Source organism: Paenibacillus sp. OAE614 (assembly GCF_040546645.1).
Taxonomy (GTDB): Bacteria; Bacillota; Bacilli; order Paenibacillales; family Paenibacillaceae; genus Paenibacillus_AQ; species Paenibacillus_AQ favisporus.
In genome coordinates this window covers 3,779,857-3,805,269 of the sequence record NZ_JBEPOD010000001.1, presented here as the reverse complement: position 1 = coordinate 3,805,269, position 25,413 = coordinate 3,779,857, and the positions used below count along the sequence as shown (strand labels likewise).

General features: G+C 50.2%; 26 protein-coding genes and 1 pseudogene. 18 read left to right on the top strand and 9 right to left on the bottom strand.

The features are described 5' to 3' along the window. The first annotated feature begins 281 nt into the window (after window positions 1-281). From ABIE48_RS17475 to ABIE48_RS17405, 15 genes are all read left to right on the top strand, one after another. Window positions 282-482 carry a DUF418 domain-containing protein gene (locus tag ABIE48_RS17475; protein WP_192713766.1) on the top strand — a complete coding sequence of 67 codons (201 nt, stop codon included), beginning with the start codon at window positions 282-284 and terminating at the stop codon, window positions 480-482. A 13-nt stretch (window positions 483-495) separates the two neighbouring features. Continuing rightward, the gene (locus ABIE48_RS17470) at window positions 496-2,004 is read left to right on the top strand and encodes a serine hydrolase domain-containing protein (RefSeq protein ID WP_354519378.1); all 1,509 of its coding nucleotides are present in this window, start codon (window positions 496-498) and stop codon (window positions 2,002-2,004) included. A gap of 61 nt (window positions 2,005-2,065) precedes the next feature. After that, window positions 2,066-2,416, top strand: coding sequence for an MmcQ/YjbR family DNA-binding protein (locus ABIE48_RS17465; RefSeq protein WP_089547734.1), 351 nt, complete (start codon window positions 2,066-2,068; stop codon window positions 2,414-2,416). Between the two features lie 131 nt (window positions 2,417-2,547). Next, on the top strand, window positions 2,548-2,676 hold the full coding sequence (locus tag ABIE48_RS17460; RefSeq protein ID WP_219845392.1) for a DUF6254 family protein: 129 nt from the start codon (window positions 2,548-2,550) through the stop codon (window positions 2,674-2,676). Window positions 2,677-2,932: 256 nt separating this feature from the next. Continuing rightward, window positions 2,933-3,289 carry a MarR family winged helix-turn-helix transcriptional regulator gene (locus tag ABIE48_RS17455; protein ID WP_354519375.1) on the top strand — a complete coding sequence of 119 codons (357 nt, stop codon included), beginning with the start codon at window positions 2,933-2,935 and terminating at the stop codon, window positions 3,287-3,289. 70 nt (window positions 3,290-3,359) lie between these two features. After that, window positions 3,360-4,178, top strand: coding sequence for an SDR family oxidoreductase (locus ABIE48_RS17450; protein WP_192713768.1), 819 nt, complete (start codon window positions 3,360-3,362; stop codon window positions 4,176-4,178). Between the two features lie 48 nt (window positions 4,179-4,226). After that, complete coding sequence (locus tag ABIE48_RS17445; protein WP_192713769.1) at window positions 4,227-4,709, top strand: anthrone oxygenase family protein; 483 nt, start codon at window positions 4,227-4,229, stop codon at window positions 4,707-4,709. A 534-nt stretch (window positions 4,710-5,243) separates the two neighbouring features. Continuing rightward, the gene (locus ABIE48_RS17440) at window positions 5,244-6,416 is read left to right on the top strand and encodes a cation:proton antiporter (RefSeq protein ID WP_192715242.1); all 1,173 of its coding nucleotides are present in this window, start codon (window positions 5,244-5,246) and stop codon (window positions 6,414-6,416) included. Between the two features lie 492 nt (window positions 6,417-6,908). After that, entirely contained in the window at window positions 6,909-7,859 is a 951-nt protein-coding gene (locus ABIE48_RS17435) for an ABC transporter permease (protein ID WP_192713770.1), read from the top strand. 18 nt (window positions 7,860-7,877) lie between these two features. Further along, window positions 7,878-8,753, top strand: a complete 876-nt coding sequence (locus ABIE48_RS17430) for a carbohydrate ABC transporter permease (protein ID WP_192713771.1) — start codon at window positions 7,878-7,880, stop codon at window positions 8,751-8,753. Window positions 8,754-8,791: 38 nt separating this feature from the next. Beyond that, a complete protein-coding gene (locus tag ABIE48_RS17425; RefSeq protein WP_192713772.1) occupies window positions 8,792-10,432 on the top strand; it encodes an extracellular solute-binding protein in 1,641 nt (546 codons plus the stop codon). A gap of 257 nt (window positions 10,433-10,689) precedes the next feature. Next, window positions 10,690-12,543, top strand: coding sequence for a cache domain-containing sensor histidine kinase (locus ABIE48_RS17420; RefSeq protein WP_192713773.1), 1,854 nt, complete (start codon window positions 10,690-10,692; stop codon window positions 12,541-12,543). Beyond that, the gene (locus ABIE48_RS17415) at window positions 12,536-13,342 is read left to right on the top strand and encodes a response regulator transcription factor (RefSeq protein WP_192713774.1); all 807 of its coding nucleotides are present in this window, start codon (window positions 12,536-12,538) and stop codon (window positions 13,340-13,342) included. The genes ABIE48_RS17420 and ABIE48_RS17415 overlap by 8 nt, the downstream gene beginning before the upstream one ends. 15 nt (window positions 13,343-13,357) lie before the next feature. Continuing rightward, window positions 13,358-13,717: a hypothetical protein gene (locus tag ABIE48_RS17410; protein WP_192713775.1), complete on the top strand. Its 360-nt coding sequence runs from the start codon at window positions 13,358-13,360 to the stop codon at window positions 13,715-13,717. Further along, the gene (locus ABIE48_RS17405; RefSeq protein WP_192713776.1) at window positions 13,695-14,897 is read left to right on the top strand and encodes a macrolide family glycosyltransferase; all 1,203 of its coding nucleotides are present in this window, start codon (window positions 13,695-13,697) and stop codon (window positions 14,895-14,897) included. Before ABIE48_RS17410 ends, ABIE48_RS17405 begins: the two co-directional genes overlap by 23 nt. Before the next feature lie 71 nt (window positions 14,898-14,968). Here the strand turns inward: ABIE48_RS17405 and ABIE48_RS17400 are convergent, their stop codons facing one another. From ABIE48_RS17400 to ABIE48_RS17360, 9 genes are all read right to left on the bottom strand, one after another. After that, window positions 14,969-15,745, bottom strand: coding sequence for a glycerophosphodiester phosphodiesterase (locus tag ABIE48_RS17400; protein ID WP_145018073.1), 777 nt, complete (start codon window positions 15,743-15,745; stop codon window positions 14,969-14,971). Next, window positions 15,687-16,760 carry a CehA/McbA family metallohydrolase gene (locus ABIE48_RS17395; RefSeq protein ID WP_145018075.1) on the bottom strand — a complete coding sequence of 358 codons (1,074 nt, stop codon included), beginning with the start codon at window positions 16,758-16,760 and terminating at the stop codon, window positions 15,687-15,689. Before ABIE48_RS17395 ends, ABIE48_RS17400 begins: the two co-directional genes overlap by 59 nt. Then, entirely contained in the window at window positions 16,757-17,227 is a 471-nt protein-coding gene (locus ABIE48_RS17390; RefSeq protein WP_192713777.1) for a hypothetical protein, read from the bottom strand. The genes ABIE48_RS17395 and ABIE48_RS17390 overlap by 4 nt, the downstream gene beginning before the upstream one ends. Next, a complete protein-coding gene (locus ABIE48_RS17385; RefSeq protein WP_192713778.1) occupies window positions 17,224-18,069 on the bottom strand; it encodes an ABC transporter permease in 846 nt (281 codons plus the stop codon). The genes ABIE48_RS17390 and ABIE48_RS17385 overlap by 4 nt, the downstream gene beginning before the upstream one ends. Further along, entirely contained in the window at window positions 18,066-19,229 is a 1,164-nt protein-coding gene (locus ABIE48_RS17380) for an extracellular solute-binding protein (protein ID WP_116230061.1), read from the bottom strand. Before ABIE48_RS17380 ends, ABIE48_RS17385 begins: the two co-directional genes overlap by 4 nt. Before the next feature lie 51 nt (window positions 19,230-19,280). Beyond that, window positions 19,281-20,306: an ABC transporter ATP-binding protein gene (locus ABIE48_RS17375; RefSeq protein WP_145018081.1), complete on the bottom strand. Its 1,026-nt coding sequence runs from the start codon at window positions 20,304-20,306 to the stop codon at window positions 19,281-19,283. A 33-nt stretch (window positions 20,307-20,339) separates the two neighbouring features. Then, window positions 20,340-21,164 (bottom strand): ABC transporter permease, encoded by an 825-nt coding sequence (locus tag ABIE48_RS17370; RefSeq protein WP_076164462.1) that lies wholly within the window; start codon window positions 21,162-21,164, stop codon window positions 20,340-20,342. A gap of 33 nt (window positions 21,165-21,197) precedes the next feature. Further along, window positions 21,198-22,202 (bottom strand): LacI family DNA-binding transcriptional regulator, encoded by a 1,005-nt coding sequence (locus ABIE48_RS17365; protein WP_145018083.1) that lies wholly within the window; start codon window positions 22,200-22,202, stop codon window positions 21,198-21,200. 623 nt (window positions 22,203-22,825) lie between these two features. Continuing rightward, a complete protein-coding gene (locus ABIE48_RS17360) occupies window positions 22,826-23,176 on the bottom strand; it encodes a helix-turn-helix domain-containing protein (RefSeq protein ID WP_145018086.1) in 351 nt (116 codons plus the stop codon). Between the two features lie 134 nt (window positions 23,177-23,310). Between ABIE48_RS17360 and ABIE48_RS17355 the strand changes: the two are divergent. From ABIE48_RS17355 to ABIE48_RS17345, 3 genes and pseudogenes are all read left to right on the top strand, one after another. Continuing rightward, window positions 23,311-23,949: pseudogene (locus ABIE48_RS17355) on the top strand (nitroreductase family protein). Between the two features lie 122 nt (window positions 23,950-24,071). Next, window positions 24,072-24,446 (top strand): winged helix-turn-helix transcriptional regulator, encoded by a 375-nt coding sequence (locus ABIE48_RS17350; protein WP_076164472.1) that lies wholly within the window; start codon window positions 24,072-24,074, stop codon window positions 24,444-24,446. Between the two features lie 72 nt (window positions 24,447-24,518). After that, on the top strand, window positions 24,519-25,073 hold the full coding sequence (locus ABIE48_RS17345; protein WP_354519368.1) for a cysteine hydrolase family protein: 555 nt from the start codon (window positions 24,519-24,521) through the stop codon (window positions 25,071-25,073). Window positions 25,074-25,413: the final 340 nt, after the last annotated feature.

Genomic DNA, 25,413 nt, shown 5'->3' with positions numbered 1-25,413 from the left:
TTTGGCAGCAGCACTCCTAAACCCGGTATGTACCTATACCGAGTCGCGGGGTGCTTTTTTCATGGATTAAGCATTCGGAAGATACATCGTTTGCGGCACCCGGCATTGCCGTGATTAAAGACGGTCGTTCCTAGTAGGGATGATCGTCTTTTCGTATAGAGGAAATGATTGCCTTACTAAAGTGTAAGGCATATGTAAGGCTTTCTCTATTCAAATCACTTTCAATTTAGCTTACATTAGCGAGGTGCGACGGAAGACAGCAAGATGAGGAGTGATGCAGAATGAATCAGGATGATACGACATTCATCGCACTTTGCATCTATGCCGTACAGATTCCGCTCAGTTCCTTTTGGCTCAAACGGTTTCGTATGGGGCCTATGGAATGGCTATGGCGGCTGCTGACTTACGGTAAAAAGGATGCCCATCAGAAAATAAGTAAATCGCAATCGACTTATGAAGCCAGGCAGATGTCAATGAATTAGGGAGAGAAAAAGAATGAACGCATTGAAATCATGGATCAAAATGGGCTTGTTATTAGTTGCAGCCGTTTTGACCATCAGCAGTGTCGCTCCGGGAATCGTGTGGGCGGAGTCAAACGATAAGATCCAGAAGATCGAACAGTATGTTAAAAACCAGCAAAGCATCAGTAAAATACCCGGAATCTCTTTGGTGATTGTCGAGAAAGGGGAGACGGTGTATCAAAAAGGCTTTGGATACGCGAACGTAAAGACGAAAACTCCCGTAACATCCGATACCTTATTTGAGATCGGTTCGACGACCAAAGCTTTTACGGGTTTAGCGATTTTGCAGCTGGAGAAGCAAGGGCTGCTGCTTCGGACGGATGATGTTCAAAAATACATTCCATGGTTAGAGCTGACCTATCACGGTGTGCCGCAAAAGATAACGATTAACCAGCTGCTGCATCATACCAGCGGCATCCCCTCCAATACAATCACCCGGATCCCCGAAAGCAAAGCGGACAAAGCGCTTGAGCTGACGGTAAAAACATTGCAGGGCCAGGCGCTGGACCGAAAGCCGGGAAGTTCCTTTGAATACGCAACGATAAATTACGACGTGCTGGGCCTAATTATCGAAGTGGTCTCCAACATGCCCTATGATCAGTACATGAAGCAGCACATTTTAGATCGGATCGGCATGACTAGCTCGTTCGTGGGTGTACCGTCGACTCAACCAGACCATATGGCTTCCGGCTATAAAATCGGATGGATGAGTCATAGGCCATTCACACCTCCGATTTATCGGGGCAACATCCCTGCGGGTTATATCGTCAGCAATGCGAATGATATCGCGAAATGGATCAAGCTCCAGCTAAAGAGCGCTCCCGAACAGGTCATCGATCCCAAACTGATTGAGGAGTCGCACAATCCGGACAAGTCGGTAAATCCTTTTGACCAGAATACGTATTATGCCAACGGATGGGCTGTCATGAGCAAAAGCAAGGAAAAAGTTATTTTTCATGCCGGTGAGAATCCGTCATTTACGTCGTATTTTATTTTGCAACCGGATCAACAGCTGGGTGTGGCGATTCTCGCCAACATGAACACGAGCTTTACAACAGCAATTGGGCAAGGCGTGATGGACTTGTGGGAGGGGCGGGCTCCGGCGGTGAATCATACGGACAGCTATCAACTGCTGGATCGCATCGTGAGTATCCTCGAAATCATCGTCATTTTATTCGGTGTATTATGGGTTGCCTTGTCAGCCCGTATCGTCAGAAAGCTTGCCGTTAATGAACGCCGGAGAAGCCCTTTATCCGGAAAAAGAAAGCTGCTGCTGCTCGTCCATATTTGTATGGTTGCTGCTGTTCTAATATTTATAAGCATGCTGCCGACCCTCCTGCTTGGAGGATTACCTTGGGCATTCATTCAAGTATGGGCGCCGACGTCTATTCCTGTATTACTTTATAGCATCGTCACGGCGAGCATCGTTTATTTTATCTACGGATTGCTTCTACTCTTCACAAAAAAAATGAAAAACCAATAGGACTGGATTATAATAAGTAATCATGTCGAATTGTAAAATAATCAAGCAGTGAGGGAAACCAATGACGATCGACGAAATCATTGAATACTGTCTGTCCTATCCAGCCTGTTATGAAGACCACCCGTTTGGAGCAGAGTGGACCGTAATCCGCCATAAAGGGAACAAAAAGAGCTTTGCGCTGATTTTCCATCACAACGATCACTTGTGCGTGAATTTGAAATGCGAACCGAGCCGGGCCGATTTTTTGCGCAGTGTGTTCCAAGAAGTGACGCCGGCGTATCACATGAATAAGGAGCACTGGAATACGGTGATCTTGGATGGGGACCTCCAGGATGATGATATCCATGAGATGGTAAAGCACAGCTATGAATTGACGAAGCCCAAGATCCGATTGAGAAAGGCTAAACAATGAAGTGCGCTGCATGAACGCCGTCATAAGTTGTTCCGGGATTGAGACTGTTTCTTTTCACGAATGAACGAGGCCCTGGAATGACAACATAAGGAAGTGGTATACAACTCACTTTCCAGAGGAGGATATCTGTCATGGCTCACCAGAAAAGAAGAAATGAAGCAGCCTGGAAGTCACGCAAGCAAGAACAGCATCCCCATGGCAAAATCAAATCGCTGAAGGAATTGTCCAGCGAATATGATGAGGAGCATACTGCGAAGTAGGGAAGAGGAGACTGTACGGGCAGATGTCCGGCAGTCTTCCTTTTTGTCCACGATGGCAATAAGGCACTAACGTGCCATTGCTCAAAATCTGAAAGTCACTTCACATTTCCAGTCTTTACAAGTTGGAAAAAGTGTATTATATTTGTTTGTGCAAACATTAATTTGAATTTTGAATCGAGGCAGCGACATGTTGGACACTTATTTTAAAGAATGCTTATATTTCACAGCCAATCGTCTGAGCAGGATTATTACCAAAATGGCCGAAGATGAATTTGCACCGAGCGGACTTAACCCAACCTCTGCATTTTTGATGCTGACGGTGCTGGAGAAGAACGGTATCTCTCAGAAAGAAATCGGCCAAAGCCTCCATCTTAAGCCTTCCACCATTACGCGGCTCATCGAGAGCCTTCAAGCCAAAGGACTTCTCAGCAGCCGCCAGGACGGTAGAATGTCAATGATTTACGCAACAGACCGGGGAAGAGAGATGGAGAGTCAAATCCACGAATGTTGGCAAAAGCTGCGGCAGCGTTATAACACGATATTAAACAGCCAGGACGATGAACTCTCGCTTCAGCTGAATGAGGTAAGCAACCGCTTGGAAAGTGCCGAATGACAGGAGCATTCGGTTTTTCAATCGCACAACGTTTGCTTGTGCAACTAAATGAAATATTGGAGGAGATTGAATGAATCAGCCGGTTCTTATCGTAGGCGGTACGGGGAAAACAGGGCGTCGGGTATCAGAGAAGCTGCTGCAAAAGGGAATACCGGTCCGTTCCGGATCACGTTCCGCTGAGCAGCCCTTTGATTGGGGCGATTCGTCCACGTGGGAGCCTGTACTGCAAGGGACAAGGGCAGCGTATATTACCTATTATCCGGATTTGGCCGTTCCGGGTGCTGCTCAAGCGATCGGTTCGTTCGCAAGATTGGCGGTAAAAACCGGTGTCCGCCGATTAGTTCTTTTGTCCGGCAGAGGTGAGGAGGAAGCCCAGCGAAGTGAACTTGCGCTGCAGAATTCCGGCGCGGACTGGACGATCCTCCGCTGCAGCTGGTTTTGCCAGAATTTTAGCGAGAGCTTCCTGTATGACATGGTAAAAGCGGGAGTGGTAGCACTGCCGGCGGGAAGCGTGAGAGAACCGTTCATTGATGCAGACGATATTGCAGATGCAGTCGTCTCGGCTTTGACAGATGACCGGCATATCGGGAAGCGGTATGAATTGACGGGTCCGAAGGCGATTACTTTTGCGGAAGCTACGTCCTTGATCGCTCAAGCCTGTCAGCGGAATATTCGGTATGTCGAGCTTACTTCCGAACAATTCCTATCCATGCTTGCCCAACAACAAGTACCTAATGAGTATATAAAATTGCTGTCTTATTTGTTCTCCATCGTGCTGGATGGCCGAAACGAGGTTCCGGCGGATGGCGTGGAGCAAATACTAGGAAGAAAGCCAAGGGATTTCTTCGACTTTGCACGGCAGGCGGCCACAGACGGAGCTTGGGGTTAAAACAGTCGTTTATCAAAGTGGTCCATCAAATCGTAGGAGGACAAATCAGTGGTGAATTTTTTATATTATCTGACCTTTGTGTCTTCGTTAGGATCCGGATTGCTGGCCGGCGTATTTTTCACCTTTTCGGCATTCGTGATGACGTCGCTTTCCCGGCTTCCTGCAGAGCAGAGCATATCTGCCATGCAGTCGATCAATTCGGCGATACTGCAATCGTTGTTTATGCTCGTTTTTATGGGAACCACCATCCTAAGTGTCGTTTTGGGCGTTGCTTCGTTCTTCAAATCGGGCACCCATAGCGCGGTCTATGTAATCATTGGCAGCTTGTTCATTTTTGTCGGAGTTTTTCTGGTAACGGCCATCTTCAATGTTCCGCTTAATAATTCTCTAGCAGCTGTAAGTCCGGGGGCTGCCGAGGGAGCGCAAGTATGGAGCGAGTATATTGCCGGCTGGGTACCCTGGAATCATGTAAGAACGATTTCCTCCATCGCTGCGCTGATTTCCTTTATGATCGCTATCCGTAAATGGTAATCATGTTACGTCAATGCCTGAAAACCACTGATCCAGGATCAGTGGTTTCACTCACCCAGCTGCCATCCGATGAAGCAGCTAGAGAGCATGGCGTCACTGCTAAGTTCAGCACCAATTTTCAACCCCTGAAGATTCGGTAACGATCGCAGGACTGATTGCTGACGGGACACTTAAAGCGTCGATCGATGCCATTTTTCCACGCTGAGTCAAGCTAAGAACGCTCTGGAGAAAAGCGAAACCAGACATGGGCGCGGCAGAATTTTACTCCATTAAGCTCAAGTTAAGATCAGACCGTTCCAATTTGTCATCATTCATTTTTCTAATAAGACTGTGCTTTATTGATTACTGCAATTTGCATAAAAGTATTTAATCATGTATAATATAATCAAATTCATACATCGGAACACCGGAGGAGCCTGTCACGACAGGCTCTTTCTGCGTTCTTGTAGGAGAGCCCTGTCGTTGACGGGCTCTTTTTGTGCCTTTTTCCGGTTATGGATGGTTGAGTTCAAACCCCAAGGAGGCGCTTATATGTTGGAAATTATACTGTATCTAGCTATTATTTTACTTGCTACCAAACTGCTGGGGGACTTGTTCGTTAGGCTCGGTCAGCCTGCTGTTCTGGGAAAGCTGCTTGCTGGTATTCTTGTCGGTCCTGCTGTGCTTGGCTGGATTCATCCGAATGAATTTATATCCATTTTCTCAGAGATCGGCGTCCTGCTGCTGATGTTTATGGCGGGTCTGGAAACGGATTTGGATCAGCTGCGAAAAAATTGGAAGTCGGCGTTCGCCGTAGCGGTTGGAGGCATTATATTGCCGTTTATCGGCGGCTATGGAGCCGCATCTGTTTTTGGCCTGAGCAATAACCAGGGACTTTTCCTGGGCTTGCTGCTTTGTGCCACTTCGGTTAGCATATCCGTTCAGACTCTGAAAGAAATGGACCGCTTGAACACAAAGGAAGGCACGACGATCCTGGGTGCAGCGGTTGTGGATGATGTCATCGTCGTCGTCCTGCTGGCTGTGATGATGAGCTTGCTTGGCACCGGTCATGACATCTCCCTTGGCCTACTCATCGGCAAAAAGCTGCTGTTTTTTGTCGTTGCTATCGTTGTCAGTTGGCTGGCCGTTCCTTGGTTCTTGAAGTTTTTTGCACCTCTGCGCGTAACAGAAGCCGTCATCAGCGGAGCGCTTGTCGTGTGCTTTGCCTTATCGTATTTTGCCGATCTCATGGGTGTAGCCGCCATTATTGGCGCTTTTGCGGCGGGCATTGCCGTTTCCCGGACCCCGTTCAAACATGACGTCGAGGACCGTTTGGAGCCGGTGGCTTATTCCATTTTCGTTCCCGTATTTTTTGTCAGCATCGGTCTCAACATTACGTTTGAAGGTGCTGCTAACCAGCTGCTGTTCATGGGCGTCATTACGATTGTTGCGATTCTGACCAAACTGCTCGGAGGCGGGCTGGGCGCTAAGCTCACCGGTTTTAACGGCCGCTCATCGCTCGCGATCGGGTCGGGAATGATTTCTCGCGGAGAGGTAGCTCTCATTATAGCGGCAACAGGTCTGGAGTCCGGACTGCTGCTGCAGAAATACTTCACCTCCGTTGTCATTGTCGTGATTTTGACGACGCTTATTACGCCTCCTTTGTTGAAGATGTTTTTTTCGGGCGGAAAAAAGAGAGGAAACCAAGCGTCAAAGGAGAATGGATAAATGGAACCTGCATCGCATGGAAGACAACTTTGGAGGTCCCCTAAGGAACTTGAAAAGGCTTAAAAAGTTGGTCAAAAAAACGATCCCCGCTTGTTGAGCGGGGATCGTTGCGGTTGGAATCAGGATGACCTGCAACCAATAGCTTATTTGATGAGCTGAAGCAGCTGATAATATCTTATTCATATCGTGCTGGCCGTTCAGTCAGGCTGCTATTACTATAATCTTAGAAAATCATCGTCAGATTTCCGACTTTTCCCCGGTATTATCATCCTTCGCTCCGGTTTTCCACGTTCAAGGAAGCCGGTATTCTTAATTATGTAAGCACTTCCATTCCGGAAGGCAGCGGCGGAACAGGAATCGGTGTTCATCCCGCAGACCGCCGTTCTTGCAACGAATGGATTGGCGCAACTGGCAAATTCGCAAGCGGCAAGTGTACAACCGAGAGAGGTAAATGCGAATTGCCGGAGCAGTAAGAAGGATGGAGGAGGGACGATGGAAATCGTTACTGCGGGAATTCCCGCTAGAACGGAGAAGTCGCGAAGGCGGCTGCTAATGAAGATATGGAAATACAAATGGCTTTACGCCTTGCTACTGCCGGCACTGGCCTGGGTCATTGTGTTCGATTACTTGCCTTTGTACGGCATCAGCATCGCGTTCATGGACTACAACGTCATCCAAGGATTCGGGGCCAGTAAGTGGGTGGGTTTCGCACATTTCCGGGAGCTGTTTGCGTCGGAGATGTTCCTGAACGCTTTTCGCAACACACTGCTCATCAGCCTGTACAAGATGATCAGCGGATTTATCTGTCCCATTTTGTTAGCGCTGTCGCTAAACGAAATTCGGACCAAGTGGTTCAAGAAGACGCTGCAGACGGCCGTCTATCTGCCACGTTTCGTGTCCTGGGTTGTCTACGGCGGCATCATTACGCTGCTGCTTTCGCCGGAGACCGGCGTGATTAACCAAATCGTCGAATGGTTTGGCGGCAAACCCGTATATCTGCTCGTCGAGCCTGCGTATTTTCGGATCATTCTCGTCGTCACCGATGCCATGAAAGAGATGGGATGGGCAGCGATCATTTATTTGGCCGCCATTGCTGGGCTAAATCCCGAAGTGTACGAAGCCGCGGTGATGGACGGAGCGACGAGGTTTCAACGCATCATCCACATCACGCTCCCGGGCATATCGAGCACGATTATCGTCATTTTCATCCTAAGGGTCGGCTATCTGATGAGTGCCGGGTTGGACCAGGTGCTCAACCTGTACAACCCGATGGTGTTCGAAGTTGGCGACATTCTCGACACCTACATCTACCGGGTAGGCATCGAGCAGTTCAGCCTCAGTCTCGCGGCGGCGGCAGACGTCATCAAGGGAATCATCGGCTTCGCCATGGTGCTGATCGCCAATCAGATCGCGAAGCGAATCAATGATTCCGGCATTTTCTGACAAAGGAGAATCCGAATCGTGAAGCTCACTCGAGGCGAATCCATTTTTATCGCTACCAACTACTTTGTACTGTCGCTCATTACGCTTATTATCATGATTCCTTTCTGGTATGTTCTATGCGTGTCCGTAACGCCATACTCGATCTTCAGCGAAAAGAACGGTCTGGTGCTGTTTCCGACATCGCTCAGCTTCGATTATTTCGCCTACTTGCTCAAGAAGGGATCGCTCATCTATAACGCTTATGGGGTGACGATCCGTAATACAGCCGCCGGTGTTCTGCTTGCGCTTCTGCTCACAGCTTCGGCTGCTTACTCCCTGGCGGAGAAGAAGCTGCCCGGCCGGCGGATCATCATGCTGATCTTCGTGTTCACGATGTTGTTCAAGGGCGGTTTAATTCCGACATATATCACGATCAAAAATTTAGGTCTGCTGAACACGGACTACGTACTGATCCTGGTCATGGCCTATAGCACCTTTAATATGATCATTATGAAATCCTTCTTCGAAGGTATTCCAGACAGTCTGAAGGAATCTGCTGCAATTGACGGGGCATCCGAGATCAGGACGCTGCGTTCGATCGTTCTCCCGATGTCGATGCCGGTCATTGCCTCGATCGGCTTGCTCTACATGGTGACGTACTGGAACGATTTCTTCAATGCGCTTCTGTATGTCACGGACTGGCACAAAGCGCCGGTGCAGCTCGTATTGCGCACCATCATCGCGAGTTCCAGCCTGCCGCCTGAATTGCTCGAAGCGGCAGGGAGAACGCCGCCGCCCACGATCGGAATCCAGATGGCGGCCATTATCATCGTAGCGCTGCCGATGATGGTTCTGTATCCGTTCATTCAGAAGTATTTTGAACAGGGCATGCTGATCGGTTCAGTTAAAGGGTAATCAACCATTTAAGTGAAATTACAGGGGGATGTCTGTATATGTCAAAGACAGTTAAACATCGGGGTTACGGCGTACTCGCCGCCTTACTTTTGGGAACGCTTACGCTGTCGGGATGCGGCAGTAACAACGATGGAGGCGGGAACGCAAGTCCCGAGCCGGTAAATCCGTCAGGTACGTCTGAAGCAACTGGGGAACAATCCCCTTACGAGCTGAAGTGGCTGAAGGCACAGGATATTTCACTGCCATATGACCCTTCTAAGGACGCGGTGAAACAAGCGATTGAGGCCAAGCTGAATATTAAGATCATCCCGGAGATGGTCGATGTCCAGCAGTACAAAACGAAGCTGAATCTGAAGATGGCGAGCAGCGACATTCCGGACGTGACGAAGATCGATTTTGCCGATGACTTTCAGAAATACGCGCAGCAAGGCGCTTTCGTTGATCTGACCGACCTCATTAACGAAAAGGACACGCCGAATATTATGAAGGAAGTACCGCCGGATGTGTTCGAGCAGGCGAAAGTGAACGGCCGCATTTACGGGATTCCGTATCAGGGCGGGCCGGGGGCGGGGTATCGCTGGGACTTGGTCATGCGTAAGGACTACATGGAGCAGGCAGGCGTACCCGTACCAAATACGCTTGATGAATATTATAACCTGCTGAAAAAGGTCAAGGAGCAGCACCCGGAGGTCATTCCGCTCGGCGGTTATACGTCCCAGATCGGACAGGTAAAATTCGCGAACAATTCCTTCGACAACGTGTTCGGCGCGTTCGGTGTCACACCCGGTTTTTTCACAGAGAAGGATGGAAAATTCAGCAACTATGACATCGATCCCCGGATGCGGGACGCGCTGCTGTTTCTGCAGAAGATGTACAAGGAAGGGCTCATCGACAAGGAGTTTTCGACGATTAAGGAAGAGCAGCTGCGGGCAAAAATTTTCAGCGGCAAGGTGTTCTCCTGGATGGGCTGGTGGTCGACGGCCAGCGATTACGACACGCAGATCGAGACCAATGAGCTGATCAAGAGCGGCAAACTGGCGAAGGACGGATCGCTCCCGAACCAGGCTGAGGAGCCTTTTAAATACTTGACTTTGACCGGGTCTTTGCTGGGGACGGACGGCACGGCCGTTGCGCCAATGGGGGCACCGTTCTCGCAGATGAATGCCATTAGCGCAAAAACGAAAGATCCGAAGCGCGTACTGTCGATCATCGAGGATTCGCTATCCGAGGAGAACCAGATGTTGACCGTCTGGGGTATTGAAGGTGAGGACTATTCCTTCGTAGACGGTAAACTTAAAACGAACACGACCCTCGTCGACCCGAAGACACAGCAGGATCCCAGCGGCAACTTCAGAGGCACACAAAGCTATCTGTTTGCTCCTGGCCTGAAGGGCTGGCCGCATTACCTTGAATCGCTGCCGCTGCGGTTCTCCGAAGCGCTCGGCGTAGCGATCAACAATGAGCATCAAATCACCGACGCTTCCAATTACCTCGAATCGCCGACGAAGATCGCCAAGCTGACAGAGCTGGATACGATGCGTGATTCGGTATTCACTCAAATCATTATGGGCGCCGACATCAAGAAGTTCGACGAATTCGTAGAGAAGTGGAAGTCGCAAGGAGGCGATCAGATTCTGAGCGAACTTGAAGCTTCCTATCAGAAAAAAACAGGCAAGTAAACATAGGAACGTCGGCAACCTTTCTGGTGCAATCCGGCCATGCCGGAAGCATTAGGGAGGTGCTTTGCCGTTTGATTAGAGAACGTCTCGATTTCAGGGGAACGCAGCGGGTCAAAGCCGCCAGCATCACGCCGATCATGCAGGAGATCTAGGTGGAAAGAGGGAAGAAGCTAAATAAGCGTACGCCTCCATGATGATTATAGATTGTGATTTACTTGGAGGTTATGAAAGGCAATTTGGCAAAGGAGGACTTGGCGATGGTCACGAATAAGCGTCACACCAGCTTGCTGGCTCGGATCAGTCTGCCGGTCTTTGCGCTGGTCGTGATGGTCATCGCCCTGTTCGCCGCTTCGGCAAGCTACATTCTCATTCGGGTGCAAAATGAACACACGCGTCAGATGGCGGAACAATCAATGAAGTTCGTGCACCGCAATCTGGAATATCAGCTGGACACGATGAACAATATGGCCGCGTTTCTGCTGTCCAACCAATCGATCGAAAATTTGCTCGAGACGGAGCATTCAGCGCCCTACGAAGCGGTCAACGACTTCTTCACCCTGCAGACGAATTTGCAGAATCTGTCTCTCTTGTCACTGCTGAATGATGCCAATTCCGGCAGTATCGTTCAACAGACATATGTCGTCGCCGTCGCGTTGGAGCCGGAGAGCGGCCTGTACACCCTCGCGACCGACCACTTCGCCCCGGTGACCGGCATTTACAAATCAACGGACCTGCAGAACGAGAGCTGGTATCGTGATCTGATTTCCGGAGGGCGTCGCAACGTCTGGTGGGGACAGAAGGCCGGACGCTCGGGGACAGCGATGATCTATTCGGCAACCAAGAAAATTAGCACCAAGGACGGCCGCGTGATCGGCACCGTCATGATCGGGGCGGATACCGGAAGCATCCGGAGCCTGTTCGAGAACGCTGCGCTGACATCAGGCTTTCACCTTTTGGTGGATGAAGAAGGCCGCGTCATTTACAGCGAACGGTATGCATTTCTCGAACCGGCCGGCGGGCTTCCGTTCGTTCGATCGGCCAACTGCGATGGAAGCTCGGCCGACGCGAAAGTCGAAGGGACGGTGCACCGTGTCACGTGCGTAAAAATGGACAATGGCTGGAAGCTTTTGACCACCGTTCCAAAGAGCCACTTCGGAAGATACACGTTTGCCATCTCGGCGATCGGCGCTTTGGCTGCGATCGCCGCCGTACTGATCGCAGGACTGTGGCTGCGGCGTATCGTCATACGGGTTACCGTACCGATCACCCGGCTCGTTAACGCTGTTCAGCGTCCCGAAGAGCTTGCATTCCGTGAGCCGCTGCCTAAATTGAAGTCAGGCATCCACGAAGTCGAGACGCTGAACGAGAAATTCGCGTCCATGCTGGTTACGCTTCACGGCCTGATTGAGAAGAGCTTTGAGGAGGAGATTGAGCGCCGCCAGCTTCAGTTGGAACTGCTGAATGCCCAGATAAACCCTCATTTTCTATACAATACACTCGATCTGATCAATTGCCGTGCCATTTTGGCTGGAGACCGGGAGACGAGCGCGATTGTGCGTTCGCTTGCCAATGTGTTCCGATTCGGTTTGAACCGGGGCCGAACATGGATCTCCTTGGACAATGAGATCAAGCAGGTAGAAGCCTATTTGCACATCCAGCAAATGATGCACGACGATCTGCTCGCCGAGTTTCATATCGCTTCCGATCTGCAGGACATCGTCATTCCTCACTTTATTCTACAGCCGCTTGCGGAGAATGCCATCGTTCACGGCTTTGCCGGGCGAACGGACGATTGCCGGATCGCGATTACCGCACAGGCGGAAGGGACTACGCTTATTCTGCGCATCGAAGACAATGGAAAAGGCTGCAACATAGAGGAGCGCAATCGTGTGCTGCGGGAGCAGGAGTCGGGGGAACACGGTTTAACGTCAAACTCATCTGCCGAGAACGGTTATGGAACGCTGAACGTGCATCGGCGGATACAACTGTACTGCGGGCCAGGCTTTGGGCTGCGCTACGTGCCCGTAGACGAAGGAACATGCATTGAAGTTGTACTCCCGCTGCGTTCCTATGTTCAAATCGACCCTGAGGAGGAATCGCCTGATGTATAAACTGCTGATCGCCGAGGACGTCAAACTCGTCCGGGAGACGCTGTCACGCTCCATCGACTGGGAGCGGCTCGGCATTGAACTCGTCGGAGCCGCCAAGAACGGAGAGGAAGCGCTCGAATGGCTGAAGCGCGATCCTCCGGATCTGCTGCTTACCGATATCGGCATGCCGAAGGGGAATGGCCTGGAGCTGATTAAGGCGTTCCGGGCCAGCAAGCCGGAAATTAGGTGCATCATCCTGTCGGGGCTGAACGAATTCGAGTACGCGCGGCAGGCGATCAAGCTACAGGTGCTGGAATACATCATGAAGCCGATCGATCCGGAGGAGATCGAGCAAGTATTCGCTAGAATCGTTGCAGAGCTGCACAAGGAGCGGGAGGAACAGCGCGGTGTCGAGCTTATGGAACAAAGGCTTAGGGATCGCCTGCCCAATCTGGCCCAGACGCTGCCAATGGCTGAGTGGTCTGGCAGCCTCAAGAAGAAGAAGCTCGTCGAACAAGCGATCCAGGCCATTCGTGAAAATTATTCGCGGAAGGATCTGTCGCTTTGGGACGTTGCAAGTGGGGTTGGCCTTAGCGAGAAGTATGTAAACGCCCTGGTCAAGGAAGTGACCGGCATGACGATCAACCATTGGATCGTCAAACTGCGTATGGAAGAGGCGGCCCGGCTGCTGAAGGACCCCGCAAATCGGATTTACGAGGTATGTGACCGGATCGGTTATGTTGATCAGGACCATTTTCGCGAAACGTTTAAGAAGCAGTTTGGACTGACCCCTACAGACTATCGAAACAACTACATATAAAGGAGCGTTCAGGGAATGCAAATGGAGCAAACGGACCTGAAGGCTGCGGCGGACCGCGTCTACCGCTATCTGATGTTCAGCAGTCCGGAGAGCTGGGGCGGACACGAACGGGCTGAATGGGCGATGGACCGGAACCGCTGGGATTGGCCAGGGGCTCGTTCTGCTTCTGTTTGTGGAGAAGCTGCGGATGATCGCTTAAGCATGACGATGTCGCTGGATGGATACATTAATGACGCGAATAGGCGACATCTGGTTGACTTGCAGACCATGCCCAAGAAGACGAGGCTTGTTGAAACAGACCAGCTTACTGACATAGGGTTTACCATTGTAATACAGGAAAGGAGTATTGAATATGGCACGCGTTCTATTTATTAATGCCGGATCAGAAGGGCATATCAATCCAACGATTGGCGTTGTTCAGGAGCTGACCTCGCGCGGGGAAGAGGTTGTGTACTTTTGCATCGAAGCTTTTCGGGAGAGGTTAGAGAAAGCGGGAGCGGTCGTACGAACATTTGACGACCAGAAATTTATCAAAGCCTTTATCTCCGGCGGAAGAAACTATTTGCTGGAAAGGGTCAACGGTCTCTTGATGACGGCTGATGTGGTGATTCCCAGCGTTCTTGAACAGATCCAGGGAGAGCATTTTGACTATATCATCCATGACTCCATGTTCGGCTGCGGACGTTTGCTGGCGGAGATTCTTAAACTTCCCGCCATCAGCTCTTGCAGTACTTTTGCAGAGTCCAAACCATCTTTCGACCATAAGATGGAACAATTTTTCAACGATCTCCCTGAAGAGATCACTAAACCGATCAACGATAAGTATCAAAGCCTGACGGCCATGATCCAGCAAAAATACGGAGTCGAGATCCATTCTCCTTACGAGGCGTTTTGTAACCCTGCATCACTTACGATTGTCTATACAGCAAGGGAGTTCCAACCGGGAGGGGATACATTCGATCCGTCGTATAAATTTGTGGGTCCATCCATCGCTTCGCGGTCCATGGAAGATGACTTTGACCTTTCTGAAATCCAGGGGAAAAGCCCGATCTACATTTCACTGGGCACCGTCATGAATCAGGCGCTGGATTTCTATAAGCTTTGTTTTGAGGCATTTGGAAGTTCCGATCATACGATTGTCATGTCAATCGGGAGTAAAACCCCGATATCCGATTTAGGAGACATCCCGGATCATTTCATCGTCAAAAGTTATGTTCCACAAACCGAAGTGCTGCAGCACGCCCAGCTATTTATTACACACGGCGGGATGAACAGTGCCCATGAAGGTCTTTACTTCGGAGTTCCGCTTATTGTCCTCCCGCTCAGCGCGGATCAGCCGGTCATCGCGGGGCAAGTCGCTCGTACCGGTGCGGGCATGACCTTAGACATGCAGAGCTTGACGGCCCATCAGTTGCGGGAAGCGGCAGACCTGGTATTAAGCCACGCTTCTTTCAAGGAAGCCGCCGCAAGGTTGGGCGAATCCTTTCGCAAATCAGGTGGTTACCGGCAAGCGGTCGATGATATTTTCGAATTTAGAGATCGGCATACGAACTAAGGCGGAAGATCTCCGTTTATCCGCTGCTGATGGAGTGGCAAAATGAGATCGTACAGCAAAAGGTCCCGGAATTATTCCGGGACCTTTGTTGTTTCCGTGGTCAAACTTCTCTTGAGCCGGACCAAAGCATCGACGTTCCGCGTCGTAATGGAGGCGACTCCCATACTTGCGAACCGTTCCATCCATGTCTCCTCATTGACGGTCCACACGAAAACCGGAAGCGAGCGGGCTGCAGCCTGTTCCAACAGTTCCTCCCTGACCAGCTGGTACGGAACATTGAGGCCGATGCAAGCTGCGGCAGCTGCATCCTCGCAGGTACGACGGACGGCATCCGTATACTCTTGGGTTAGAAAAAGCTCCGTGTCGACGTTGAGCAGCTTCCTAAGCTCCGGATGCGTTTGCTGCACAAGCATGGCCCGGTCGGGTCCGCATCCTGTCAGCAAGACTTGGTCCACCATCTTGTAGTGATGAATGAGCGCCGCAGCCGCTTCGACGCTGTCATCGGTTTTGAGATCCAGATTCGCGGTGATACCGGCAGCCTGGACCCTGGCCAGCATCTCATTCAGCCTTGCGATCGTCATCGTCCCGGATTTGCCGGCGTAGTCTACGCCGAGAACCAGCTCCTGCAGTTCTGCCATACTCATTTTCGAAATATGAATGAGCCTGCCGTCCTCCGTCCGCCATTCATCATCATGGGCAAGCACGGCGATCCCGTCCCTGGTGACCCGGACGTCTTCTTCAATAATGTCGGCGCCAAGCCGGATGCCGGTCTCGATCGAGGATAGCGTATTATCGAGCGTATCCATACAGCCGCTGTGTGCCGTGATCAGTGGAAATGGTGCTGTCATTGCGCGTTATTGCACCTCCCGGTTCATCAAAATAAATGGGGTTGGTAAAGGCAATCATCGTGCGAATCCCGCGGATTGTTCCCCACAGCTCCGCACGCACCCACCGCAATCCTTCGCGTGAAAGCGTCACATTGCAGCCCTTGCTATCTGCAGCATAGGGGAGTTCCGATACCATACCAAGATTGCTGTGAAAGCGCAAGGTATAGATTTGTTCCGGCAGCTCCCAATGCTCTTTCCGTGCCTCGAAATCGGCAGTTGCCTGCAATTCGATCGTGTGATCCGGCGAAGTTCCTTCTGGGACGGCATCCCCTATGACGTAAAGTTTGCCGCCGAAATGGACGCCAAGATCGAGCCGCGGACCAAGGGTGACGGTGGCCCTTCCAGCGGAAAGGGCAGCGACCGCCTTGTCGGTGATCGAGCCTCCATGCTCTTCCATAAGCAGATACGTGACGGACAGCGGTTCATCCGTCTGTTCCTGTCGGTGCCAATCCCGGCCGGAAGTCGCCGCGATCCGGAAGCCTTCGTTCAGCTTGTCGGTCCAGAGGCGAAATGCACGGGCGTTGTTATTTTTCAGCGGGGCAAAGGTCGTGGACCACACTTCGATATAATCAAGGTCATTCCAGTCGCGGAGCTCGAATTCCCAATAGCAGCCGGTGCACATGGGACTGCCGGGGCGAAAAGGGTGGGCCATGCCGGCGATGCCGCCTTGCTCGTGCACCCGGGCGAGTCCAGCGTGAATGTCACCAGGACCTACCGGACGCCAATCGATATAGTCCTTCACGCCAAGCGTCACCATATGTCCGAAGAAGGTGGTCCATTCCATGCCCTGAATGATGTTCATGCCCGTCTGCTGCTCAACCGTCTCTTTATTCCATAAGCCGGACATCGTGTTGTGGTCCGTCAGGGCGATACAGTCAAAACCAAGAGCTTTTGCGCTGGCAGCCAATTCTTCCAGGCTCTGACCTCCATCACTGTGAAAGGTATGGGTATGAAGCTCACAAGCCATCCAGTTCATCCATGGTCCTCCTCATGCCAGATTTGCAGCGAGTAGCGGCAGTCGTCCGTCACGATGGCATGCAGGCTCAGGGTAACCGTCCACATGCCGGCTTGCAGAGCCCCTTTGCTCAGACCGGGAGACGATTCAAGCCCGGAAATAAACAGATACTGCTCGGGATCATGGCGGTGGGCAGCCCCGCGGTGACCGGACGGATCGTCAACGGACAGCGTGATCAAATTTTTGAGCGGAAGGTAGGACTGCCATTTGGACTTGGCCTGTTCCCTGAGTTCATCTTCAACATATCGATCAAGACCCTGCTCAATCAGCATTTTCGCCTTGGCGCCATCCTCTAGATTTTTCGGACTATAGGAAAAGTCGATTTTCATCCGTCCCCCAGACTCGGCTAGAAAAAAACGGTAAGCGATATGCGTTTTGGAGCACTCTGGCGTTACAGCTCCCTGTACGTTAACGAGTAAAGTATTCATGATGAACGCACGCTTTCTTCTTTGATCATGGAGCGGATATAGAAATATCCGACAAAAGAGCAAAGCAGGAAAGTGAAGAAAGCTGTGGCCGCCGCCAGCTGGCGGTCCTGAAACACACTGAAAATTTGCTCCATAGACACGCCCAGCATTTGCGGCGCATTGGGTCCAATCAGAAAGGGAGCGGTGAAGGAACCGATCACGCCCATAAATACAAAGGTAAGGGCGACGAGCAGCGTCTTGAACGTCAGCGGCAGAATGAGCCGGAAAAAGATTCTCATCCGTCCGGCCCCCACATCCTTTGCGCTTTCAATGACTGCATCGGGTACGCCGGACAAGGCCGAGCCCAGCAGCATCGTCGTAAACGGAATATTAAACCAAAGATTCGCGAGAATGATGCCCTTCATGTCAAATATAATCCTTGGAAAGCTGTCCGTACCCAGATGGTACAGGATCCTTGCCATCCAGCCATGGTTGCCGAGAAGCTGAATCAGGCCGTATGTCGCAATGACCGATGGGATAAAGATCGGTATCATGTAGGTGCGCCGGATCCACCGTACCGCAAAGCCGTTATTGAACCGCATATACACAGCCAGCGAATAGCTGATAAGCAAAACCAGGATGGAGGAAACAAAGGTAATTTCCAAGGTGAAAATAATGTTGGAGCGCATCAATTTGTCCGTGAACAAATAGGTGTAATTGGATAGATCATACCCGCCGTTATCATTCTTCAAGCTTTCGCGGAGTGAACTAATGATCGGGATGACGACAATCAGCACCAGCACGAGAAAGGAGGGAAGGACCATGGAAATGCCCAGGATCCCTCTTTTGAATGATTTACTCATTGTGCGGCCACTTCACTTTGCCAGCGTTTGTTGATGTCTTTGTCCAGATCGCCGATGTTGAACGAACGGAATCCTTCGGAAGCGCCTTTAAAGGAATCCTGAACCTCCTGAGACATGTTCGTCAGCTTGATGCCCGGGAAGCCGTGCATTTTATCGACGACGACATTCTGGGCTTCAGGCGACAGCACAAAATCAAGGAATTTGTACACGGCGTCTTTCTTCTCGGATAATTTCGGAACCATCAAGTAAGTCGGACCGCCGTTAAATCCAGGCGTGATTTGCGTAATTTTTGTCGTTTCCGGGAGCTGTCCTTTGTCCAGCTGATCCAGCACCATGTCGGACCAGGCCGGAATCATGTCGACTTCGCCGCTCGTCAGCAGATCAAGCGTGCCTTGGTTTTTCTTCGGATAGATGCCCTTGCCGTACATGTATTTGCCCAGATCCTTCAAGAGGGAGAACCCTTGATCCCATTGGCTTTCAATGCTGGGATCCGTGTTGTGAATCGCGTCTTCGGGCAAAAATTTGTAGATGCTGGTCGTGACGAAGGAACTTCCAGCACCGCCTGTCGACGGATCGTTGTAGGCAAAACGCTCCGGATGGCTGCGGATCCACTCATATACGTCGTCCAGCGTTTTCGGCACATCCTTGACGGTTTCGCTGTTATAGGCAAGGACAACCGCCGAGGAGCGATAAGGGATCGCGAGGTTAGACACATCGTTCAGCGTGTTTTGGTCCACGTTGTTCAAATTCGGAATATGGTCCGTGCTTAAATTGTCCCATAAATCGTCCTTTTGCCCTTTGGTCACCACCCCGAGGCCATCTTCAAAGAGGTCAATATCACCCGAGCCTTTGCCGGATTGCTTCGCGGCAAGAATGCGGTCATAGGTCGGCTGCGCTCCGGTGCCCGACGGCACGTAGACGGCTTTAACCTTGATGTCGGGATTCTTTTCTTCGAACATCGGAATCAAATTTTTCCACAAATCGTCTACGTTCTGCGATCCGGAATAATAAAACGAAAATTCGACCTGTTTGCTTGACGTACCCGTACCTTCAGCAGCCGAACTCGCGCCGCCGTCCTTGCTGCTGCCGCAGCCGGACAGCAGGGAGGCCGCGAGGACAAAGGAAGTAACAAATGCAAATGCCGATTTCTTATTCAACATGGAAGTAAACCCTCCTATAGGTTTGTAAAGTTGGTTGATTCCAATTACGCCTTACGGATACGCGATTACCTTTGCAAACTGAACGGACACGGACTGCCCGTTAGACAGTTCATTGATTTGATCGCGTGCCTGGAAGGCGCGGATGGTGCCATAACCTTGTACATCGACGGAAACTTCGGCATAATGCCCGAGGATCATGATTTGCTTGATTGTGCCCGGCAGACCGCTGCCGCCGGCCAAATCCAGAATAATATCTTCCGGCCTTACGGCAACCGTGACATTGCCCGAAAGACGGGAGGGGTTCGGGAAGCGGATAGAACCAACCGTAATTTGATCTGCGTCAATCACCCCCTTTACGAAGTTCATTTTCCCGATGAACTGGGCCACATAGAGCGACTTCGGCGCATCGTAGATCTCCTGAGGAGAGGCGATTTGTTCAATGTTGCCGTGATTCATAACGACGATCCGGTCCGAAATCGATAATGCTTCTTCCTGATCGTGGGTGACAAAAACCATGGTCAGGCCGGTATTGGCCTGGATTTCCCGCAGTTCCTCGCGCATCTCGTGCCGAAGCTTCGCATCCAGTGCCGAAAAAGGCTCATCGAGCAGCAGGACGGCGGGATTCAGCAGGAGCGACCTGGCAACGGCAATCCGCTGCTGCTGGCCTCCGGACAGCTGTGCTGGGAATTTGCTGCCGGCTCCCGGAAGACGAACCAGCTCCAGCACGTCCTGAATCGCTTTTTCCCTGTCCTTCTTTTTGATTTTGCGGATTTTCAGGCCAAACGCGAGGTTATCATGGACCGACATATGCGGCCACAAATTGTAGCCTTGAAATACCATGGAGGTTGGCCGCTTCTCAGGCGGAACCTTTACCACGCTCTTTCCTTCGATCAAGATGTCTCCCGAGTCCGGCTCCAGAAAACCGCCGATGCTGCGCAGCACCGTGGTCTTTCCGCATCCGGAAGGTCCGAGCAGGGTGATCAACTCTCCTTTCTGCACGTCCAGCGAGATATCCGATACGCCATCGCCGGTTTTATAGCGTTTGGACAGGTTTTGAATCGATAACTGAATGTTCATAGGGACCTCCTTAATACATCTATCGCTATCTATTTATTTGATCTGGAAACCGCTCGCCAGCACGTCGGCGCTGACGAAACGCTGGGCAGCCACCAGCAGGATTATGGAAGGCGCCGTTAAAATGATGGAGAACACCGCGCCGGCATACGCCGGATAATCGCTGATGATCGAATACATGACGATCGGCATCGTTTTGAAATCGGGAATACCGACCAGAAAGGTGCCCTGCGCTTCATCGAGGGAATTCAAAAAGGTGAAGATCGAAGCCACCAGAATCCCGGGCAGGGCCATTGGCAGCGTAATGCTCCGGAACACGCGGAACGGGCTGGCGCCGACATCTCTCGCAGATTCTTCCTGCGCCGTATGAACGTTCCGGAACGCGGAAGTCGGGATCCAGGTCATGAACATCAGCACATTAATAATGTGGATCAGGATGACTCCCGCCAGCGTGTTCATTAGACCAAACTTGTAGAACAGCACGGCGATCGACACGTATAGGCCCATTTTGGGGAAAGCATGGGTGAGGAGGAAGGAGAACAGGAAAAATCGGCTTAACGGAAAACGGATCCGGGCAAATGCGTACGCCGCCGGGATGCAGAGCACGATCGATATGCCCGTCACCAGCGCTGCGATCACAAAGGATAGCCCGATGGATTTGGCGATGTCCTGCTGTTGAAAGACGAAGGTCCACCATTTCAGCGACCATACGGAGGGAAGCAGATCGGGATAATTCCATTTGCCTGTGAAGGCCAGAATCGCCAAATTAAGCAGAGGCCCCATAAAAAAGATGACAAACACGACAAGTGCAACAAATTCAAAGATTTTTTTTGGTCCGATGGCTTTGAAATACCAGCGCATGGATCAATCTCCTTTCGTTTTTACTTATAGGATTTAAGTAGATTGACGAATAATCAGTTCGGGCACCAGCTCAATATCCAGCTCGTTAACCGGCTGCTGGTCAATCAGCTTGTCCAGGAGGGTGCAGGCGGTTCTGCCCATCGCTTCCGTATCGACCTTGATGGTCGTTAGGGAAGGGGTATAAATGGAGGCGACGTCGATGCCATCAAAACCGATAACAGCCACTTGGTCCGGAATGCGGACCGATTGCTCAATCAGAAATTTCATCGCACCGAGCGCAATCATGTCATTCGTCGCAAAGAGGGCCGTATAGCCTCCTGACTTGAAATCAGGCCAATGCTGCCGCATCATTTCGTATCCTTGCTCAAAGGTGGATGCCTGCGGGTAGGCGAGTGATAACGGATTGAGAGGAGATCCAATTCCATTCAAATAATCGCGAAAGCCGTGCAGTCTTAAATAATGGCTCCGGTGGGTCTGCGGTCCGGCCAACACGAAGATTCGCCTGTGCCCTAGACCGGTCAAATATTCGGCTGCCATCATGCCTCCGTCCTGATCCCGGTTAACGACATGTACCACATTGTCGACATCGGTAGATCCGTTCACCATGACGTAAGGAATGCCGAAATTGTGAATATAATCGATCACATTTTGCTGCAGCCGGCTGATCAGAATGAGTCCGTCCACGCGTTTCTCCAGCATAAAATCGGCGGATCGAAGCGACATCTCATGATCCGTCGTCACAAAGACGGAATAGTTCATGCGAGCCGCGGTCGCCAGAATGGCATCCACAATTTTGCCGTAAAACGGGTGGGAGGCAATCGGGTACTCCCTGCGGTAAATCAGGACTCCGATGTTGTGCGTCCGCTGGGATACCATGGCCCTGGCTACAGCGTTCGGCTTATATTGCAGTTCTTCAATGACTTTAAGCACCGCGTCCCTTGTTTCCGGGTGGATATAACCTTTTCCCGAAATGACTCTGGATACGGTTGACTTGGACACCCCGGCTAACTGGGCAATTTCCCGGATCGTATGACTCATGTCTAACCCCGCTTTCTGAATGTGAGACCGTTCCCACATCCCAAGATTAACTCGTGAATGTAAGCCGCGTATGAAACGAATTGGCGATCATTATAAAAGCCAATCTCGATGAAAGCCTTTTAATAATCCATATTTAGGGAAAATGACATTAGAACCGCTTCGTTAAGCTTTACATCCGGAAGGAGCAGCATCGTGCCCGGAACGCTTCAATGCCCAATACATGAATGCTTAAGCTCACTTCGGTTCGATCCGGAACGAGAGGAGTTGGCTAAACGTGGATTTTGTAAAATGTCGGATTGTAAAACATTCGTAAAATGGATTTCTGCTGTCGTGGAACCCATTCGATCGAACCCAAACCGTCGTAATCGGACCATTCTAAGAGAAGCCATGGGCTTCCTTTCTATTAATTTTTAGACCAGGTTCGCATTTGAGGTGGTGAAATGAAAGTGATATGAAGGGGAGTTTACTCTTTGAAAATAAGCATGCACGGGTAAGAGGGAGAATGAAGGAACGATAGCAGGAGAAGGGTGATGAAGACGGGTTGTATAATGCTGCGAAAAGAGAGAGGGGAAGCATCTAAATCTATCGGATCTCATTGCGGTAGGAGGCGGCTTGATGGTTTGTTACCAGGTGCAGTCCTGAGCCGACTGTAGGGAGTCTTGAAGAAAGTGCTTTGCATCGTCCAATTTTTTCTGTAATTCTTCAATTTCATTCATTTTCTCTTTGATGATGTCCAACTGTTGTTCTCGCGCAAGTTCTTTTCGGGAAAGGATATCCTTAATCTCATGAATTGAAAAGCCGGCTGAGAGTAATGATTTTAGACTCATGATGAATGGGATTATTTTTTCGTCATAGGCCCGGTAATTGTTTTCATCTCTTACCATGTAGGTCTCCGGGATAATCCCCTTTTTTTCATAGTATCGGAGGGTTGAAATCGGCAAATCCACCATTTTGGAAACGTCGCTAATCTTCATCGAAATCACGCCAAATCCTTTCTTGCTATGAACTATAGTTCATAGTTTATGCTTTCCCCATGATAACTTAATGAATTTCAAAGGGTCAAATGAGTTATCAGAATACACATCAAAAATAGAGGAGAGGTATCCATATGACCACTACGATGAAAAACAACGATTTTACCCATATTATGAAAGGGAGACGTTCGATTCGTGCCTATGACCCCGCTTTTAAAATATCCAGAGAAGAGCTTAAAGAGATGATTGAAGAAGCTGCCACAGCCCCATCTTCAGCAAATTTGCAGCCTTGGCGCATCGTTGTCGTTGAAAGCGAAGAAGGGAAAAATACGTTGCGGCCTTTGATCCGCTTCAATACCCAGCAAAATGACACATCTTCTGCAATGCTGCTGATCTTTGGGGACATGAAATCTTATGAGTATGCGGAAGAGATTTTCAATACGGCGGTGGAACAGGGGAAAATGCCGCCGGAAGTCCGTGACCGGCAATTGGAAAGCATTCTTACGATCTATCCTACGCTTCCTAAAGAAGTTGTAAATGACATTGTAAAAGTGGATAGTGGATAGCTGGCCATGCAGCTCATGCTCATCGCCAGAGCTCATGGTTATGATACCAATCCCATCGGTGGATTTGAGACTGATCAAATCGCAGCTGCTTTCGGATTAGATCCGGAGAGATATACTCCGGTACTCATTCTTGCCATCGGTAAAGCGGAAGAAGAAGGTTATGAGTCCGTTCGTTTGAGCGCTGATCAGATCACCTTTTGGAAATAAGTAGTTTATGTTTTGCCGTAAAATGAACAAAGGCCTGGGTTACGAATCCAGGTCTTTGTTTGTTAATATGAATGAGAACGGATGGATATCTGACCCAGAGAACATGGATGGAGGTGAATTTCATGATGATTCGGGAGCAGTGCACCTGCCCGCTGGAGGTTGTTCATGACATCATCAAAGGGAAATGGAAAACGATGATCATTTATCAATTGAAAGACGGAAACACGTCCCTGGCCCAACTGGAACGGGATATTGACCAGATCACCCAAAAGATGCTGCTGCAGCATCTTAAAGAACTAATTTCCAGCGGGATCGTAGATAAAATCAAAACGGAAGGGTACCCGCTGCATGTAGAGTATTTTCTGACCGAGCGGGGAAGAAGGCTGTTGGATGCGGTACTCATTATGCAGGAGATCGGAATTGATTATATGGTGGAACGGGGACAGACGGAGCTTCTGGACCGCAAAGGCATCCCATACCCACAAAAAAGTGGGTAATTCACCATTCATGATACCGATATTATAATGCGGTAAGAAACTACTCTTACAAATTAAAGGAGACCATGACCCATGAATACCGCATTCATAATGGTAGACATTCAGAAGGATTATTTTAAAGGGGGCCGAAACGAGTTATTCCGTCCCGACAAGGCGCTAACCCATGCGCAGGAAGCTTTAACTCTGTTCCGGGGCAAGAAGTTACCGATCGTTCATATTCAGTGTATCCTGCTAGAGGACAACGCCACATTTTTTCTTCCCGGTACGGAAGGGATTCAACCGCATGAAGGCATCTTACCCGAGCCTGGCGAAAAAGTGATTGTAAAGCATACGCCGGACAGCTTTTTCCAAACGGAATTACAGCAGCATCTTGAATCGCTGAATGTAACCCGGTTAGTCATTTGCGGCATGATGAGCCACATTTGTATCGATTCTACCGTAAGAACCGCAAACCGCCTGGGATATGAGTATGAGGTTCTCGTGCTTGATGATGCGTGCACAACCAGAGATTTACTCTGGGATGGTACCGTGATTCCTGCACAAACCGTTCATAATACGTTTATGGCATCCTTGGACGGCACTTTTGCTCAAGTGATCCCAACCAGCAGTCTCTACGAGCGGATCTAAGCTTCATACATAGACTTTAATTAGTCGAGACGTCGTATAATAAGATTCAAAGGGTTACCCAAAATATTCTCTATTAACGTACCCATGGTCCAAACGCCTAAAAAAGCGCGGTCCATGGGTGTTTTTTTGTGCCCATTTTTCCCGGATGGTCCGTCGGTTTCTAAAAATTGTAAGAAAATCTATATATGATGTTTAATTTGCGAAGTGTTATGTAACCGCTGTCATTTTATAATTTTCACAGAAAGGAGGAAAGGGAAAAGAGAAGGACTAGCCGTGTTGAGCACAGCAGAGCCAAGAGAAACCAATGGCAGACGGTTGTAAGGTGCAAAAAAACAGAGGA